13 protein-coding genes and 2 pseudogenes are annotated in these 14,400 nt (G+C 64.0%); 1 reads left to right on the top strand and 14 read right to left on the bottom strand.

Translation table 11 applies throughout. From position 1 onward, the window contains the following. Positions 1-30: 30 nt before the first annotated feature. Positions 31-1,402 (bottom strand): annotated as a pseudogene (locus tag IN820_RS07335) (IS1182 family transposase). Between the two features lie 147 nt (positions 1,403-1,549). On the opposite strand from IN820_RS07335, the pseudogene IN820_RS22540 reads away from it, so the two are divergent. Further along, positions 1,550-1,721: pseudogene (locus IN820_RS22540) on the top strand (2,5-dihydroxypyridine 5,6-dioxygenase); the annotation flags it as partial. Positions 1,722-1,765: 44 nt separating this feature from the next. Here the strand turns inward: IN820_RS22540 and IN820_RS07340 are convergent. From IN820_RS07340 to IN820_RS22545, 13 genes are all read right to left on the bottom strand, one after another. After that, positions 1,766-2,473, bottom strand: coding sequence for a TetR/AcrR family transcriptional regulator (locus tag IN820_RS07340; RefSeq protein ID WP_193680348.1), 708 nt, complete (start codon positions 2,471-2,473; stop codon positions 1,766-1,768). 235 nt (positions 2,474-2,708) lie between these two features. Continuing rightward, a complete protein-coding gene (locus IN820_RS07345) occupies positions 2,709-3,989 on the bottom strand; it encodes an OprD family porin (protein WP_193680349.1) in 1,281 nt (426 codons plus the stop codon). A 213-nt stretch (positions 3,990-4,202) separates the two neighbouring features. Then, positions 4,203-4,832, bottom strand: coding sequence for an isochorismatase family protein (locus tag IN820_RS07350; RefSeq protein WP_193680350.1), 630 nt, complete (start codon positions 4,830-4,832; stop codon positions 4,203-4,205). Positions 4,833-4,836: 4 nt separating this feature from the next. Continuing rightward, positions 4,837-5,886, bottom strand: coding sequence for a M29 family metallopeptidase (locus IN820_RS07355; RefSeq protein WP_193680351.1), 1,050 nt, complete (start codon positions 5,884-5,886; stop codon positions 4,837-4,839). Between the two features lie 33 nt (positions 5,887-5,919). Further along, positions 5,920-6,726: an alpha/beta hydrolase gene (locus tag IN820_RS07360; protein WP_193680352.1), complete on the bottom strand. Its 807-nt coding sequence runs from the start codon at positions 6,724-6,726 to the stop codon at positions 5,920-5,922. A 10-nt stretch (positions 6,727-6,736) separates the two neighbouring features. Continuing rightward, a complete protein-coding gene (locus IN820_RS07365; RefSeq protein ID WP_207793532.1) occupies positions 6,737-7,489 on the bottom strand; it encodes a maleate cis-trans isomerase family protein in 753 nt (250 codons plus the stop codon). 9 nt (positions 7,490-7,498) lie between these two features. Then, positions 7,499-8,728: an FAD-dependent monooxygenase gene (locus IN820_RS07370; protein WP_193680353.1), complete on the bottom strand. Its 1,230-nt coding sequence runs from the start codon at positions 8,726-8,728 to the stop codon at positions 7,499-7,501. 70 nt (positions 8,729-8,798) lie between these two features. Further along, positions 8,799-9,524, bottom strand: coding sequence for an ABC transporter ATP-binding protein (locus tag IN820_RS07375; RefSeq protein ID WP_193680354.1), 726 nt, complete (start codon positions 9,522-9,524; stop codon positions 8,799-8,801). After that, the gene (locus IN820_RS07380; protein WP_193680355.1) at positions 9,521-10,312 is read right to left on the bottom strand and encodes an ABC transporter ATP-binding protein; all 792 of its coding nucleotides are present in this window, start codon (positions 10,310-10,312) and stop codon (positions 9,521-9,523) included. The genes IN820_RS07375 and IN820_RS07380 overlap by 4 nt, the downstream gene beginning before the upstream one ends. Beyond that, positions 10,309-11,304, bottom strand: coding sequence for a branched-chain amino acid ABC transporter permease (locus IN820_RS07385; protein ID WP_193680356.1), 996 nt, complete (start codon positions 11,302-11,304; stop codon positions 10,309-10,311). Before IN820_RS07385 ends, IN820_RS07380 begins: the two co-directional genes overlap by 4 nt. Position 11,305: 1 nt before the next feature. Next, complete coding sequence (locus IN820_RS07390; protein WP_193680357.1) at positions 11,306-12,178, bottom strand: branched-chain amino acid ABC transporter permease; 873 nt, start codon at positions 12,176-12,178, stop codon at positions 11,306-11,308. Positions 12,179-12,181: 3 nt separating this feature from the next. After that, complete coding sequence (locus IN820_RS07395) at positions 12,182-13,357, bottom strand: ABC transporter substrate-binding protein (RefSeq protein WP_207793533.1); 1,176 nt, start codon at positions 13,355-13,357, stop codon at positions 12,182-12,184. Between the two features lie 551 nt (positions 13,358-13,908). After that, positions 13,909-14,121, bottom strand: a complete 213-nt coding sequence (locus tag IN820_RS22545) for a DUF3375 family protein (protein WP_235989093.1) — start codon at positions 14,119-14,121, stop codon at positions 13,909-13,911. Positions 14,122-14,400 lie beyond the last annotated feature (279 nt).

Genomic DNA, 14,400 nt, shown 5'->3' on the forward strand with positions numbered 1-14,400 from the left:
TTCCAGAGTTCGAGCGGGTTTAGCCCATCTTTACCTGCATGGGACGGATTTGTGGCGCAAAACGGCCATGCGTTTCAAATTCCAGGCCAGACAGACCAGGCGCCATTCCCCGCTCACCTTGTCCATGCCCCGCAGCAGAAACTGACGGAATCCCATGACCGATTTGATGATGCCGAACACCGGCTCCACCGTCTGTTTGCGCAGCGCATAGAGGCGGCGTCCCGGCTGACTCTTGAGTTTGTGCGCCATGCGCTGTTGGGCGCTGGCATCCGCGTCGAGCGGTGCCGGTTCCTCGAAGCGTGCCCGCCAGTCGGGGTGGTGGTCTTCGCGTGCCACCGCCAGGTAGGGTTCGATGTCGGCCGCTTCGCAGGCGGCAATGTTGCCTTCGCTGTTGTATCCACAGTCCCCGAGCAGCGCCTGCACCTGGCCCAACGAGGCCGGTAGCGCCTTGAGCTCGGCCAGCATGGGGACGACTTGTTGCTTGTCGTTGCCCGCCTGAGTCAGGTCCTGGGCCACCACCAGCAGCGTGTCGGTATCCACCGCTGCCTGGGCGTTGTAGCACTGCTCGAAGCCGCCGTCGGTCACCCGCATGATGCGCGAGTCTTCGTCGGTGAGGTTGATTTGCTCGTGCGCCGCAGGCCCTTGCAGCGGGGCTTTGGGCGGCTTGCCGCCAGGCTTCTTACCGGTTTGTGCGGCACGCGCCGCACGCTTGGCGAGTTTCTCTTGGTAGGCGGCCTGATCCTGTTCGAAACGCACGCGGGCGCGCGCCTCGATCTTGGCCTTGGCGGCGTCCATGGCGAGCAGGCGATCTTGCCGGCGCTTGATCTCGTCGGGCAGGTCGATGCCGTCGGGGAGCTCCGCCTGGTCGGCGCTCTCGGCCAGTGCCAGGAGCTCCTGCACTTCGTCCTTGAGCTGGCGCTCGAGCACCTGGATATGGCCATAGGAAAGCGCGCTGTGGCGTGAGGCATTAGCGTGTAGCTTGGTACCGTCGAGGCTGATGGTGCCGAGCTTGAGCAGCTTCATTTCGCCTGCCAGTTCCAGCACCTGGAGGAAGATATCGGCCAACTCGTCGAGGAAACGGCGGCGGAAGCTGGCCAGGGTATCGTGATCGGAGTGGCTGCCGGCGGCCAGGTAACGGAAGGCGAGCGAGTCGTAAGTGGCGCGTTCGATCTTGCGACTGGAAAAGGTCCCGCTGGTATAGCCGTAGACCAGCAGACTGGGCAGCACCTCGGGGTGATAGGCGGCGCTGCCGCGTCCGCCATACGCGGGTCAGCGCGCCCAGGTCGAGTCGTTCGATGGCTTCGAGAATGAAACGGGCCAGGTGGTCTTCAGGCAACCAGTCGTCCAGCGACGGCGGAAGCAGGTAGTCGGTCTTGCGGTCGATCGGGCGAAGGCGGCTCATACGGGGCATCGGCTAGGCGGTGCCGGGATTATCCTCAGATGAAGCGAGAAAGTCCGACAGGCTGCTAGGCCAGCAATTGCTGCACGGGTGCCACAACCTCGCCCGAGGTCTCCAGCACGCGCTTTCTCACCAGCCGCGGCTCCCAGTGAGGTGTTCGCCCTGTCCCATATCGACTGGACGGGCTGCAACCGAGGGCGGAGTGGACCGCCGTCGGCATGCATGACAAGAACGATGCCATCGGTATGGATGCACGCCTTCCAGGGCAATTTTCCTGTTCTCAACGGGGCCCAATACCGAAGTCGGCGGGCCGCGCAACACCTCCGTAAGGTGAACGGGCGGCGCTCATCCAACCGGCATACCGTTCTATCGGCAGGAAGGCGCCTGCATCCCCGCGGTGACGAAGGCGCTCATCTGCTTCAGGACCTCCTGAGAGTCGTCGGGGTTGCAGACGTCTCCCGCGAGCTGGTCCAGGCGGTGGGTGTCGGAAAAGGCGTACATGTAGGCACCGACCATCAGGGTCACGCGCCAGTAGGCCTCGCATTCGCTGATATGCGGCAAGGCGGCGCGAAATGCCTCGACGTAAGCCTTGGTGGAAATGTCATAGGCGTCGTTCCGCAGCTTGTAGGAAATTTCCGGCGGTTCCGTGTGCAGACGGGCCTGCAGGCGAATGAAGGCGCGTCCCGCCTTGGTACTGCGCAGCGCCAGCGTCGGCATCAGGAAGGCGTTAACAATGTCCTTCACCTGCAACGGCCCGGCACGCTTCAAGTCTTCGAGACGGCCGAGTCGCTCGTCGGAGATCTTGCGCCCCCTGCGCAGAAACACCTCTTCGAACAAGCCGTACTTGGATCCGAAGTAATAGTTGATCAGCGCCTGGGTTACCTTCGCGGCCTCCGCCACTTCACGCAGCGTGGTACCGGCATAGCCCAGATTGGCGAACAGCAGTTCGGCCGCGTCGAGAATCTCGTCGCGCACGTTGCTCGAGCCCTCGGGGCGCCCCGGCTTGTTTCGGGTCGAGACGCGGCTGCGCTTGGCGCTGACGCCCCGGCGGCCGCTAACATTGACGTTATTCATGGTGCTCCAAAGGCTGGTGGGGCCACTCAAGTCGTCACAGTGTAACCAAGCTGGCCCCGGCGACGTGCATCGGCTGTGCACGGCGCCTTGCCAACGACCTTGCGAGAAAGCCAAAAGGCGGCGCAATGGCCAGAAGGCGAAGGGGGTGTAGAGGAATTCGCGCGGGGGTAACCAGCATTCCCCCGAAATAAAGAAATCCGGGAGTTCCCGGACTTCTTCTCAGGCGTAATTTCGCTTACAGCAGCGGAAGGGTATAGCTGATGACAACGCGGTTATCGTTGTAATCACTGGAGAAGTTGTTGCGGTAGATCGCGTTGACCCACTTGATCCCCAGATTCTTCAGCGAGCCACTCTGGACCACATAACTGAGTACCGTGTTGCGCTCCCACTCCTTGCCCTCTTTCGCCATGCCCAGGTCGATGTTGTCGCCCGAGGCATAGAGCGTCATGAAGTTCAGACCCGGAAGGCCGACGCCGGCGAAGTTGTAGTCATATCGAAGTTGCCAGGAGTTCTCGTCCTTGTTGGCATAGTCGCCGACCACCAGAAAGTTGACCAGGTAGGGGTTGGTGCCGGAGATATAGGCATAACCCGTGTCTCCGCTCATTTTCTGGTAGGCGGCGCTGAACGCATGGTGTCCCAGGGAGTAGGTCAGCATGCCGTCCAGGGTGTTGTTGTCGATGCCGTCGCCAGCCACGCCGTTGCCGTCGTCGGTGGACCTTGCCCAGCGCAGATCGGCTTTCAACGAACTGTTCTCACCCAGCGGATGGGTATAGGCCAGTCCGAGCGCATGCTGCTTGTAGAAGTTTTCCAGCTGGCCGAAGTGATAGCTGGTGGTCAGCCCGCTGTTCCATTTATAGGTGCCGCCACCGTAGACGAAACTGTCCGCATCGATGCCGCTGGAGCGCAGCGTGATGTTGCGGCTCGCACCGTTGGTCACGACCATTTTTTCGAAATCGGTGGAGTCGCGCTTGTTGATCCGGCTCAGATTGCCGAAGTCCAACGTGAGGTCTTTCCACTCCGTCGAGGTCAGCGCGGCGCCCTGGAAAACCGAGGGCAGCAGGCGCAGGTCACTGTATTGCACCACCGGCAGCTTCGGTTGCAGGGTGCCGGCACGCAGTACCGTATCGGAGACGCGCACCTTGGCCGTCGCGCCCAGTTTGGAGTAGTCGTCGGCGGAATCGCCCGAATCGCCGGTGGGCAAAAGGCCGGTACCGCTGCGGCCTGAGCCGGAATCGAGTTTCACGCCGAGATACGCCAGCCCGTCCAGGCCAAAGCCGATCGGCCCCTCGGTGAAACCCGATTCGTAACGCAGCATGAAGCCCTGCGCCCACTCCACCGCCGTGCTCTGTGCGGCGTTGGAGCTGCGGAATTCCCGGTTGAAGTAGAAGTTGCGCAGTTCCAGACCGGCCTTGCTGTCCTCCACGAAGCCGCCCGCGAAAAGTTGTGAAGAGGAAAGTGCCGCCGCGGCCGCAAGGGAAACCGCGGAAGTTCTCGTCTTCAAGTTCAATGAATTCATGCCAAAGCCTCGTTGCCAGTTCTAGTAAAGGGATAGCGGCAGATGAGTCGAAACTGATTTTTTATTGTTATTTGCTTTTGTTATTCGAGAAGAAGGCAAAGCGACCCCAGGCCCACTGAAGAAACTTCTCCAGGGCGCTTGTTTCAATACTCGATTGGCAGTTATGGGGGCTTGCCGCATGCCCGTGTCACGGCATGCGACAGCCGTGGCTTCTTACGCCGTGAAGGGGGCCAGCGTCTCGAACAGACGTTCCGAAACCATCACGTCGGCATTCTTCTGCCCCATGTCGAACAGGTTCGCCTCGTGCGGGGCCAGGGCACGGTCGCCCACGCAGTCCGCCAGCACTACGGGGCGGAAGCCGTAGGACATGGCGTCCACCACGCTGGCCCGCACGCAGCCGCTAGTTACCGCGCCGGCCACCAGCAGGGTCTGCACGCTGCGCTGGGTCAGCCAGGACGAAAGGCCCGTGCCGAAAAAGGCTGACGGCACCGTCTTGCGTACCACCAACTCGCCCTCGGCGGGCTCCAGCTCCGGCACGATGGCGCTGATGTGCGCCTGCTCGGTGAGGGTCAGCATGCTCGGGACCTTGAGCGCGAAGATGTTGCGATCGGCGCCGTCGTCGGCGAACACGATCCGGCTGTGCGCCACCGGCCAGCCGCGCCGGCGGGCCTCGGCCAGCACCGGTACGGTGGCCCGGATCGCCTCGGGAATGTTGCCGCCGCCGAATACCGCCGGATCGGCGAAGCCGTTGACGAAATCGATGATGAGCAGACCGATCTGCCCGTGAAGGCCCAGTTGGGCCCCGAAACCCTGGCGCTGGTAGACCGCCTCGTCGCGTTGCATGGCATCACTCCTGATAAAGCGGATTGCCGATGACACGGCCGTTCTCGACCACCACCTGGCCGTCCAGGCGGACAGTGCAGTGGCGCATCGGGATGTCGATGTGGCACGCGGTGACGCGGTCGCCACCGGCCTCGTTGTTCGGGCCCATGGAGAACAGGAAGTTGCCTTCGAAGGCGCGGGCGTCCATGCCGATGGTGGCCTCGCGGTCGTAAAGCGACAGGGTCGACCAGCGCGCCCGCGATTGCAGGCCCCAGCCGATATGCGACAGCGCATAGGCCTGCGGGTCGTCGAAAGAGGCCATGTAGTCCTTGAGCAGGTCGGCGTCCAGGCCGCCCTCGATGGCGGTGACGAAGCCCTCCTTGACCGTCAGGGTGATCGGCTCGCCCACGTAGCGTTTTTGCGGGAGGAGGATGTCACCGCGGTCCAGGACGATGCGGCCATTGGCCTGCGCCTCGTTGGGCCAGGTGAGAATGAAGCCGCTCGGCCAGTGATCCCAGCGGCCGGGCTGATCGACGAAACCGTATTCCTGGATCACCGGGTACTGCCCCAGCGGGCAGCGCAGGTCGGTGCCAGCGGCGGAAGTGACGTGCATTTCCCGGGCGCCCTCGAGCTGGGCGGCGGCGCGGTCGACGCGGGCGCGGTCGGCCTCCGTAGGCACCATGCGGGCCAGCACTTCCGGCGGCTCGACGGCGAGCAGGATTTTGGTGCCGGAGGCGAGGATGTCGTGCTGTTCGGGGGAGAACAGCAGGGTCATCAGGTCCAGCACCAGGTCGCTCTCCTTGAGCGCGGCGATGGCGGCGCGGTTGCCGGTGAGCGGGGTGGTGCCCAGGTAGGCCAGGCTGTCGCGGCTGTGGGCCTTTTCGCCATTGACCGGCGGCAGGTCGAGCCGGTTGACCCGCGCGCCGAGGCTGCCGGCGGCGACTAGGGCGGTGCGCAGGGTCTGCGGGTGGGTGGTATCGCTGGTCAGCACGGTGACCACGTCGCCGGCCTTGAGCTGGGAAAGCGTGAGTACCTGTTTCCAGGCGTCGATCAGTACGTTGTCGCTGATGGCCATGTGGTTGTTCTCCCGAACGTGATATGCCCAGAGCTAAATGGATTTGCCGAGGAAGGTGCCGAACGCCTGGTAGAAGCCTTCCTCATCGTCCCAGGGGATCATGTGTCCGGCGTTGGGCACCCTGGCGACGGTCAGGTCCGGCAGCAGGCCTTGGAATGCCTCGATGTCTTCCGGCAGCAGCACGTCGCCGCGCCCAGCCACCATCAGCAGAGTCGGCACGCCGATATGCGGCAGGTCCTGGTGGATGTCGTCCTCGTGGAAGCCGCGGTAGCTGGCGACCACGGCGCGCTCGTCGCAGGTGTGCAGCCACTCGGCGCGCAGGCGCAGTTGCTCGTCGGTCCAACTGGGACAGAAGGCGCGCATGTCCTCGGCGCTCATGCCCCCGAGCGACTGGCGGATTGAGTCGACGTACCAGGGCAGCGCACTCGGGTAGGGCCGGCGGCCGGGGCCGGAGACTGGCGGGTCGATGAGCACTAGCCGCTCCAGACCGGGCAGCCGGTGGGCACGGGCCATGCGGATAGCGATGCGCCCGCCCATCGAGTGGCCGACCACGGCGAAGCACTCCAGGCCCAGCGCTTCGGCGAGGGCTGCGACGTCGGCGGCCTGGGCGTCGAGGCTGTAGTCCAGGCTCGGCGAGGCCTCCGACAGGCCGCGGCCACGCACGTCGAGCACGTACACGTCGAAGTGCCGCCCCAGCCGCTCGGCCACGAAGCCCCAAGTCACCGCCGGGCTGGTGATGCCGGGGATCAGGATGATCGGCAGGCCCTGGCCCCCGTAGCGCAGGTAGTGCTGGCGGATGCCGTTGGCCTGGATGTTGGCGCCGTACAGGTAGTGACTCATGGGCAACTCCTCAGTAGGCACCGGACAGCAGCGCGCCGGCGCCCGGGACGATGGGTTCGAGGTTCAACGCCTTGAGCATGGCGTAGGTGGTGGCGATCGCCGCGGTGAGCACCGGCTTGCCGGTCTGGGCTTCCACCGTGGCGACGGCGCCGAGCGAGGGCATCTGCACGCAGGCGGAGAGCACGATGGCGTCGACGCCCTCCAGGTCCAGGTCGGCGACGATGCCCGGCAGATTGGCCGGGTCGTGGCGGGCGACGGCGAGGTTGTCGGGGATCTCCAGGGCGTGCCAGACCTTCACCTCGATGCCTTCGTGCTGGATGTAGTCGACCACCAGCTCGGTCAACGGCTTCATGTAGGGCGCGACCAGGGCGATACGCCTGGCGCCGAGCACCTTGAGTCCGTCGACCAGGGCGCCGGCGCTGGTGATGACCTGGGCTTCGGCGTCGTTGTCACGGGTCACCTGAGTCAGGCGTGCCTGGGACTCGCGGTGATAGCCACGCCCCATGCTCATGATCGCCACCAGGCAGGCATAGCCGAGCACGTCGACGCGGGCGTCGGACAGCTCCGCGGCACAGCGGTCGGACTCGGCGTCCATCGCCGCCAGCTCCTCCTTCTTCACATGCTTCATACGCATGCGGCTGGAGTGGAAGGTGAAACGCTCGGGCCGGATCAGTTGGCGAGCGGCAAGCATCGCCGGGATCTCGGTTTCCATGGTGGTGTTGGAACTCGGCACGATCTGGCCGATGCGATAGAGCTTTTGCATGCTGTTCTCCTAGACCGCCACGGGTTCGGCTTCGAAACGCTCGCGGCAGGTGGTGGCGTCGTACTCGTAGATCCACTCGGCGCGAATGCCGACCGCATTGGGGTTCTTCGCCTGTTCCTGCTGGTAGGCCAGGTCGCGCCGGCGCAGCTCTTCGGGCGAGGACAGGTGGTAGGTGCGGCCGCGCTCGCGCGCCTGCAGCTGGACCATGGACGTGCGTGGACGGCGTTCGGTCTCGTAGGCCTCCAGCGCGGCGGGCACGTCGTCGCCGAAGTGGACCAGCGCCTGGGCCAGTACGTAGCCGTCCTCGATGGCCATGGCCGCGCCCTGGGAAAGGAAAGGCAGCATGGGATGCGCCGCATCGCCCAGCAGCGTGGCGTGACCGCTGGACCAGCGGGCCATGGGGTCGTGGTCGAACAGGCCCCACTTGTAGGTCTGGGTCGGGTCGGTGCGCTCGAAGAGCTGGATCAGGTTGGCATGCCAGCCGGCATAGGCGTCCAGCAGTTCCTCGGTCGAGCTCGGCTCGGTCCAGGACTCCTTCACCCACTCCTCGCTCTCGGCCACGGCGACGATGTTCACCGCCTTGCCGCCCTTGACGTAGTAAGTCACCACATGGGCCTTGGGGCCCATCCAGAAGGAGGCGTCGGGGCTGACGAAGGGCAAGGGATGCTGCTCCACCGGCACCAGGGCACGCCAGCACATGTGACCGGTGAACTGCGGCTCGTCATCGCCCCAGAGGGCACCGCGGACGGCCGAATGAATGCCGTCGGCGCCGACGACGAGGTCCGCCTCGAAGCTCGATCCATCGGAGAACAGGGCCACGGCCGAATGCTCGTTACGGATCACGCCCGTGCACTGCACGCCGAAGGTCACGCGGTCGGCAGGGATGTCTTCCGAGAGGATGGCGTGCAGGTCCGCCCGGTGCACGTGGAAGAACTCGGCGCCGTACACCTTCGGGCAGTTCTCCTTCAGCGGAGTGCGAAACAGCTCGTTGGCGGTCTCCCAGTTGCGGCCGACCATGGCTTCCGGCAGGAAGCCGATGCGTTGCAGTCCGGCCTCCAGCCCCAGCGCCTTGAGGACCTTGACGGCATTGGGCGTCATTTGCACGCCGGCACCCACTTCGCCAAAGGCCTGGGCGCGCTCGAACAGGTGGTACTCGATGCCCTGCTTCTGCAGGGCGCGCGCCAGGGCCACACCTCCGATTCCGGCCCCGATGATGCCTACACGCAGCTTACGGCTCATGTCTTTTCCTTACTGGTTGAACAATTAATTTTCAGCGGAAGCTTCGCCGCCGCTGACTCACGCCTCGCGCTCAAGCGCCCAGATAGGCGTTGAGAACGTCCGGGTCCTGCAACAGATTGGCGGCCGAATCGCTGGCGCTGATCCGGCCGGTTTCCACGACATAGGCTCGCGAGGCCACCGACAGGGCGTTGTAGACGTTCTGCTCGACGATCATCACGGTCACGCCGTGGGCGTTGATTTCCTGCACGACCGTGAACACCTCGTCCGCCATCTTCGGCGACAGCCCCAGGCTGGGCTCGTCCAGCAGGAGCAGACGCGGCTCGGACATCAGCGCACGGGCGATGGCCAGCATCTGCTGCTCGCCGCCGCTCAGGGTGCCGGCCAGTTGCTTCTGCCGCTCGCGCAGACGGGGAAAACGGTGGAAGGCCATGCCGATGCGCTCCTCGACCTCGGCGTGGGTGCGGCACAGGAAGCCCCCCAGCATCAGGTTCTCCTTCACCGTCATGGCCGGCCAGATGTGCCGCTCTTCCGGGCAGTGGGCGATGCCCTGGGCCACCACGCGGTCGGCGCTCCAGCCGGTAATGGGCTTGTCTTCCCAAGTGATCGAGCCGGCAGTGGGCTTTAGCAGCCCGGAAATGGCACGCAGCGTCGTGCTCTTGCCGGCCCCGTTGGCGCCGATCAGCGCGACGATCTCGCCCTTGCCGACCTCAAGGTCGATGCCATGCAGTGCGGCGGTCTTGCCGTAGGCCACGTGCAGGCCGCGGACTTGCAGAAGAGGACTGGTGTTCTGATTCATGCGCGTGCCTTCCCGAGATAGGCCTCGACGACCTGCGGATTGCCTTGCACCTGGGTGGGCGTGCCTTCGGCGAGCTTCTGGCCGAAATTCATCACCACCAGGCGATCACAGATCCCCATCACCAGGCCCATGTTGTGCTCGACGATGACGATCGACTGGACCTGCGTCCGCCGCAACTGCTTGAGTGTCTCGCCGAAGGCCAGCGCTTCCTGGCTGTTCAGTCCAGCGGCGGGCTCGTCGAGCATCAGCAGGGTCGGCTTGGCAGCGAGGGCGACGCCAACCTCCAGCAAGCGCAGCTCGCCGCAGGACAGCACGTGAGCCGGCGTGTTGAGGCGCTTGGCAAGGCCCATGGTCTCGACGATCTGCGCAGCGCTGTCCCGCGCGGCCTGCTCGGCCAGGCGGACATGGGCACGCGGAAAGAACGTGTCCAGCAAGGACTGCCTGGCAGCGAGATAATGTCCAGCCAGGATGTTCTCGAAGACCGTCAGCGACTTGAGCACATTGGTCTTCTGAAAGCTGCGCACCAGGCCCTTCTGGGCGATGGCGTAGGGTTTGCGGCCGGTAATGTCCTCGCCCTGGAACATCACCCGGCCCGCCGACGGCGTATAGAAGCCGGTGATCAGGTTGAAGCAGGTCGTCTTGCCGGCGCCGTTGGGGCCGATCAGGCCGAAGATCTCGCCGGGCTTCACCTCGAAGTTCATGGCCTGCACGGCCTTGAGTCCGCCGAAGGTCTTTTCCAGGCCGTGCACGGACAGCAGCGGAGCCGGAAAGGATTGCACCTGGCTCATGCGGCACCTCCCTGCGCCTGGACGTGGGGCGTACAGCCCGGCGCGTCCCCCTGGTCCCCGCGCCGCTCGCGACGCAGGGTCAGAAAGCCCATCAGCCCCTTGGGCAGGAATAGCACCACGAGCATCACGATCAAGCCGAAGATCGACATGCGCAGCTCCTGGGCCTCGCGCAGGTACTCTTCCATCAGCGTCACCAGCAGCGCACCCACCAGCGGGCCGAGCAGGGTGCCTTTGCCGCCGATCAGCACCATGATGATCATGGTGGCCATGAAGCTGAAGCGGAACACGTCTGCGCCGACGAAGGAGATGTAATGCGCATAGAACCCGCCGGCGAGCCCGGCGAGGAACGCCCCGAGTACGAACGCACGCATGGCGTAGGCGAACGGCTGGATGCCGACCGACTGGGCCACGTAGCGGTTTTCCCTCACCGTCACCGCGGCACGCCCGGTGTTCGAGTAGACGAAGCGATAGGCCAGGTACAGCGCTACGCCGGCGATCGCCAGGGCGATGTAGAAGTAGAAGCGCTTGGCGAACAGGGTCGACGCGCTGGCCAGGATGTCCGGTTGTGCGATGCCGGCGATACCCATGGGCCCGTTGGTCACGCCTACCCAGTTGTTGGCGATGATGCGCAGCACTTCGGCGAATGCCAGGGTGATGATCACGAAATAGGGGCCCTGGAGACGCAAGGTGATCGCGCCGATCAGCGAGCCCAGCCCGGCGGAAAGCAGGCCGGCCAGCGGCACGGTGGCCCACATCGGCAGGCCGTAGCGGGTCGACAGGATCGCCGCGGTATAGGCCCCAAGGCCCAGGAAAGCCGTGTGCCCAAGGGAAAATTCCCCCACATAGCCGACGATGAGGTTCAGGCTGCTGGCCAGCACGGCGTAGAACAGCACCATGATGCCGATGTGCAGCAGGTACTGGTCGGTCACCAGCAGCGGGAATACCGCCGCCAGCGCCGCCAGGATCAGCAGGGAATTGCGTTCGAGTTTCATGTCACGCCCTCTCCGCGCGGGCCGAGAACAGGCCATAGGGTTTGAAGATCAGCGTCAGGATCACGATGATGAAGCCGATGATGTCCACCATCCCGGTGGAGACGTAGCCACCCCAAAAGGCCTCGGCGACGCCCAGCAGCAGGCCGCCGACGATGGCACCGGCAAAGCTGCCCATGCCGCCGAGAATGACCACCACGAAGGCCTTCAGGCTGACGATGCCGCCGACGGTGACCTGCGCCGAATAGATCGCCCCGAGCAACATGCCTGAGGACGCTGCCAGTACCGAACCGAGGGCAAAGGTGCTGGCATAGACGCGCGCGGTCTTGATCCCAGCCAACTGCGCGGCCATCGGGTCCTGGAAGGTGGCGCGCATGGCCCGGCCGAGCTTGGTCTTCTTGATCAGCAAGTGCGCGCCCAGAATGAGCGCTGCGCACACCGCCACGGCGAAGATGCGCATCTCGGTCAGAACCACCGGCCCGAGGAACACCGGCGCATTCGGCAGCGGGCCGGCGATCTTTTGCGGTGCGGTCCCGGCGAGCAACAGCGCCGTGTTGGCCAGGAAGATCGACAGGCCGATGGTCAACAGGATGCCCGGCTCCTCACCCTGACCGCGGACGCGCTCGATCAGTACGCGGTCCACCAGCCAGCCGAAGCCGGCCATCACGACCGCCACCAGCACCAAGCCCGAGAAAAAATCCAGCCCCAGGTGCGCGGTGACGAACCAGCCCAGCACACCGCCAAGCATGTAGAACTCGCCGTGGGCGAAGTTCACCACCCGCATGAGCCCGAAGATCAACGTCAGCCCCAGGGCGGACAATGCGTAGAAGGTACCGGTCACCAGGCCATTGGCGAGAAATTGCAGGAACAGGTCCACGCCTCACTCTCCTTTGGCGGCCAGCGCTGTCGGGGCCTCTACTGAGGTGGTGGCGACCACCCTGGGCTGCTTGTCCACGATTTGCACCAGCGCCGCGCTGAAGCCATAGGCCTGGCCATTGGCGGTGAACTGGTAGCGCCCGTTGGGTGCCTGGTAATCGGTCGCCTTCAGGGCCTCGCGGATCTTCTCCGGCTCGGTGGAACCGGCACGCTCGATGGCGTCCATCAGGATGTTGGTGGCGTTGTAGCCGGCCGCCGCATACTTGTCGGGGAGTGTCTTGTATTGCGCCTGATAGGTCTGGACGAATAGCTCGTTGCGCTCACCAGGCAGCGTGGCGACGTAGGGCACGGCGGCATAGATACCCTCGCCTGCGTCGCCCACCAGGTTGATGAAGTCGGCCGTTGCCCAGGAACCCACACCGAACACCTTCATGTCGATGCCGAACTCCTTGAGTTGCTTGACCAGAATCGAGCCGTCCTGGGTTTCCGCAGCAATGAACACACCATCGGCGCCCGAGGTACGCAGCTTGGCCAGCAGGGTGTAGAAGTCGGTTGCTCCGTGGTCGAAGTACTCGGTCATGGCCGTCTCGACGCCATGGGCGGACAGGTCGCGCGCGAACTCCTCGACCCCGCCCCGGCCCCAGTCGTCGTTAACACCGATGTAGGCAACCTTCCTGAGCTTGAGGTTATCGGCCAGGATCTTGGCGAAGGCCTTGGCCAGCAAGGCGTCGGTCTCGGCCGAGCGGAAGAAGTAGGGGTTGTTCTTCTCGGTCAGGTCGGCCTTTGAGGACACACCGGTCAGCAGCGGTAGCTTGTACTTCTGCGCGACCGGCATGACCGCCGCGGTGGCCGAGCTGCAGAAGGCGCCGGAAAGCACGACGACTTTGTCCTTCTGGATCAGCTTTTCCGCCGCGTTGACCGAATTGGCGGGGCTGCACTGGCCGTCCTCGATCACCAGCCGGACCGGTTTGCCGAGCACCCCGCCGGCCTTGTTGCGTTCTGCCACCGCCAGTTTGGAGCCGTTGACATCGGCCGCTCCGTTGTAGGCCACCGACCCCGTCAAAGGCTGAATGACGCCAATCTTGATGTCCTCGGCCAAGGCCGCAGCCGATCCGAACACCGTTGCCGCTATCACCTGAGCATAAATCAACGCACGCATCGTTTTTTTCTCCTGAAGCATTTGTTATCTGGCCTTGCCTGGTGGCAGGCCCTTTTCGGCAGCTAAAACAGGGAGGCGGCACACAGCCTCGTTTACGAGAGTAGATCTCATTTTTAATTAATCAACTGGTAAATTAATTAGCAGCTACTGTGCCAAGTGTGAACAGGCGCGACAGACCGGGATTTCGGGGCCTCACCTCCCCTTTGGAGAGATTTCATGCTCACTGAAGGTGCGCTGAGAGCAGATCTTGCTCGGAAACGGGGCGCATGCGGCACAAGGATCCTTCCGCCCTCGTACCCCCACCGCATCCCAGACCTCACCGTCCATCTGATCCAGTCCAGCTGGCTTGCTGCGTAAATTCAGATCGTTCTGCTTCTTCATCGTCCTGGGCCTTGAAACGCAAACGCTCGCCAGCCGGCACGCTCACGATAGCCACGCCAACCGGCGGGAGTGGCACGGCCTGGCGGCGAGGCCGGCTTTCATAAAGCCCTTCACTTCTCGTTCGCTGCGGGCCCTGGCTTGGAGTACGAGTCTCAATACCAGCCAGGGCAGCTCTAGTCGCTGCGAGCGGTTCAGGGCCTTTGGGTATCGTCGGGTGAAGAAGGGATGGTGCGCAGGCGCGCGTGCATGTTGTCCAGCTCGATGAACTGACGGAGTTGTTGCTGGAAACTGTCGAACACGCCATCTTCCGCAGTGTTCAGCAGTGCATCCTGACCATCCAGCAGCCGGGCAACGATTTCGCCCCGGTGATGTTGCTCGCTGATGATCGATTGAGCCTCATCCAAACCGCTTATCTGCCTGGCCTTGACCTGCGCGGTGCTCCAAGTTACTGATCGGCGAGTTATTCAGAGGCAATTCAGGAAGGTGTACTCAAAAGAGGATGCTCGCCTGAGGCGCGACCAGCATATGCAAAGCACATGCAAGGGGAGGCCTTGTCACCATAGACAGCGCAAACGGTGTGTAGGGGAGGCTGGTTAGCAGATGTTGCCCCTTTGCCAAAGCTGCCGGTTGCTGCTGCTAGTGGACTGTCTTGGAAGTTCGTTTATTCATACGTTGCCTCGACT

The organism is Pseudomonas lopnurensis, from assembly GCF_015070855.1.
GTDB classification, from domain to species: domain Bacteria; phylum Pseudomonadota; class Gammaproteobacteria; order Pseudomonadales; family Pseudomonadaceae; genus Stutzerimonas; species Stutzerimonas lopnurensis.

Coding starts and splice junctions, on each gene's coding strand:
- IN820_RS07340 (WP_193680348.1), bottom strand. CDS start 2,473: ATGAATAACGTCAATGTTAGCGGCCGCCGGGGCGTCAGCGCCAAGCGC.
- IN820_RS07345 (WP_193680349.1), bottom strand. CDS start 3,989: ATGAATTCATTGAACTTGAAGACGAGAACTTCCGCGGTTTCCCTTGCG.
- IN820_RS07350 (WP_193680350.1), bottom strand. CDS start 4,832: ATGCAACGCGACGAGGCGGTCTACCAGCGCCAGGGTTTCGGGGCCCAA.
- IN820_RS07355 (WP_193680351.1), bottom strand. CDS start 5,886: ATGGCCATCAGCGACAACGTACTGATCGACGCCTGGAAACAGGTACTC.
- IN820_RS07360 (WP_193680352.1), bottom strand. CDS start 6,726: ATGAGTCACTACCTGTACGGCGCCAACATCCAGGCCAACGGCATCCGC.
- IN820_RS07365 (WP_207793532.1), bottom strand. CDS start 7,489: ATGCAAAAGCTCTATCGCATCGGCCAGATCGTGCCGAGTTCCAACACC.
- IN820_RS07370 (WP_193680353.1), bottom strand. CDS start 8,728: ATGAGCCGTAAGCTGCGTGTAGGCATCATCGGGGCCGGAATCGGAGGT.
- IN820_RS07375 (WP_193680354.1), bottom strand. CDS start 9,524: ATGAATCAGAACACCAGTCCTCTTCTGCAAGTCCGCGGCCTGCACGTG.
- IN820_RS07380 (WP_193680355.1), bottom strand. CDS start 10,312: ATGAGCCAGGTGCAATCCTTTCCGGCTCCGCTGCTGTCCGTGCACGGC.
- IN820_RS07385 (WP_193680356.1), bottom strand. CDS start 11,304: ATGAAACTCGAACGCAATTCCCTGCTGATCCTGGCGGCGCTGGCGGCG.
- IN820_RS07395 (WP_207793533.1), bottom strand. CDS start 13,357: ATGCTTCAGGAGAAAAAAACGATGCGTGCGTTGATTTATGCTCAGGTG.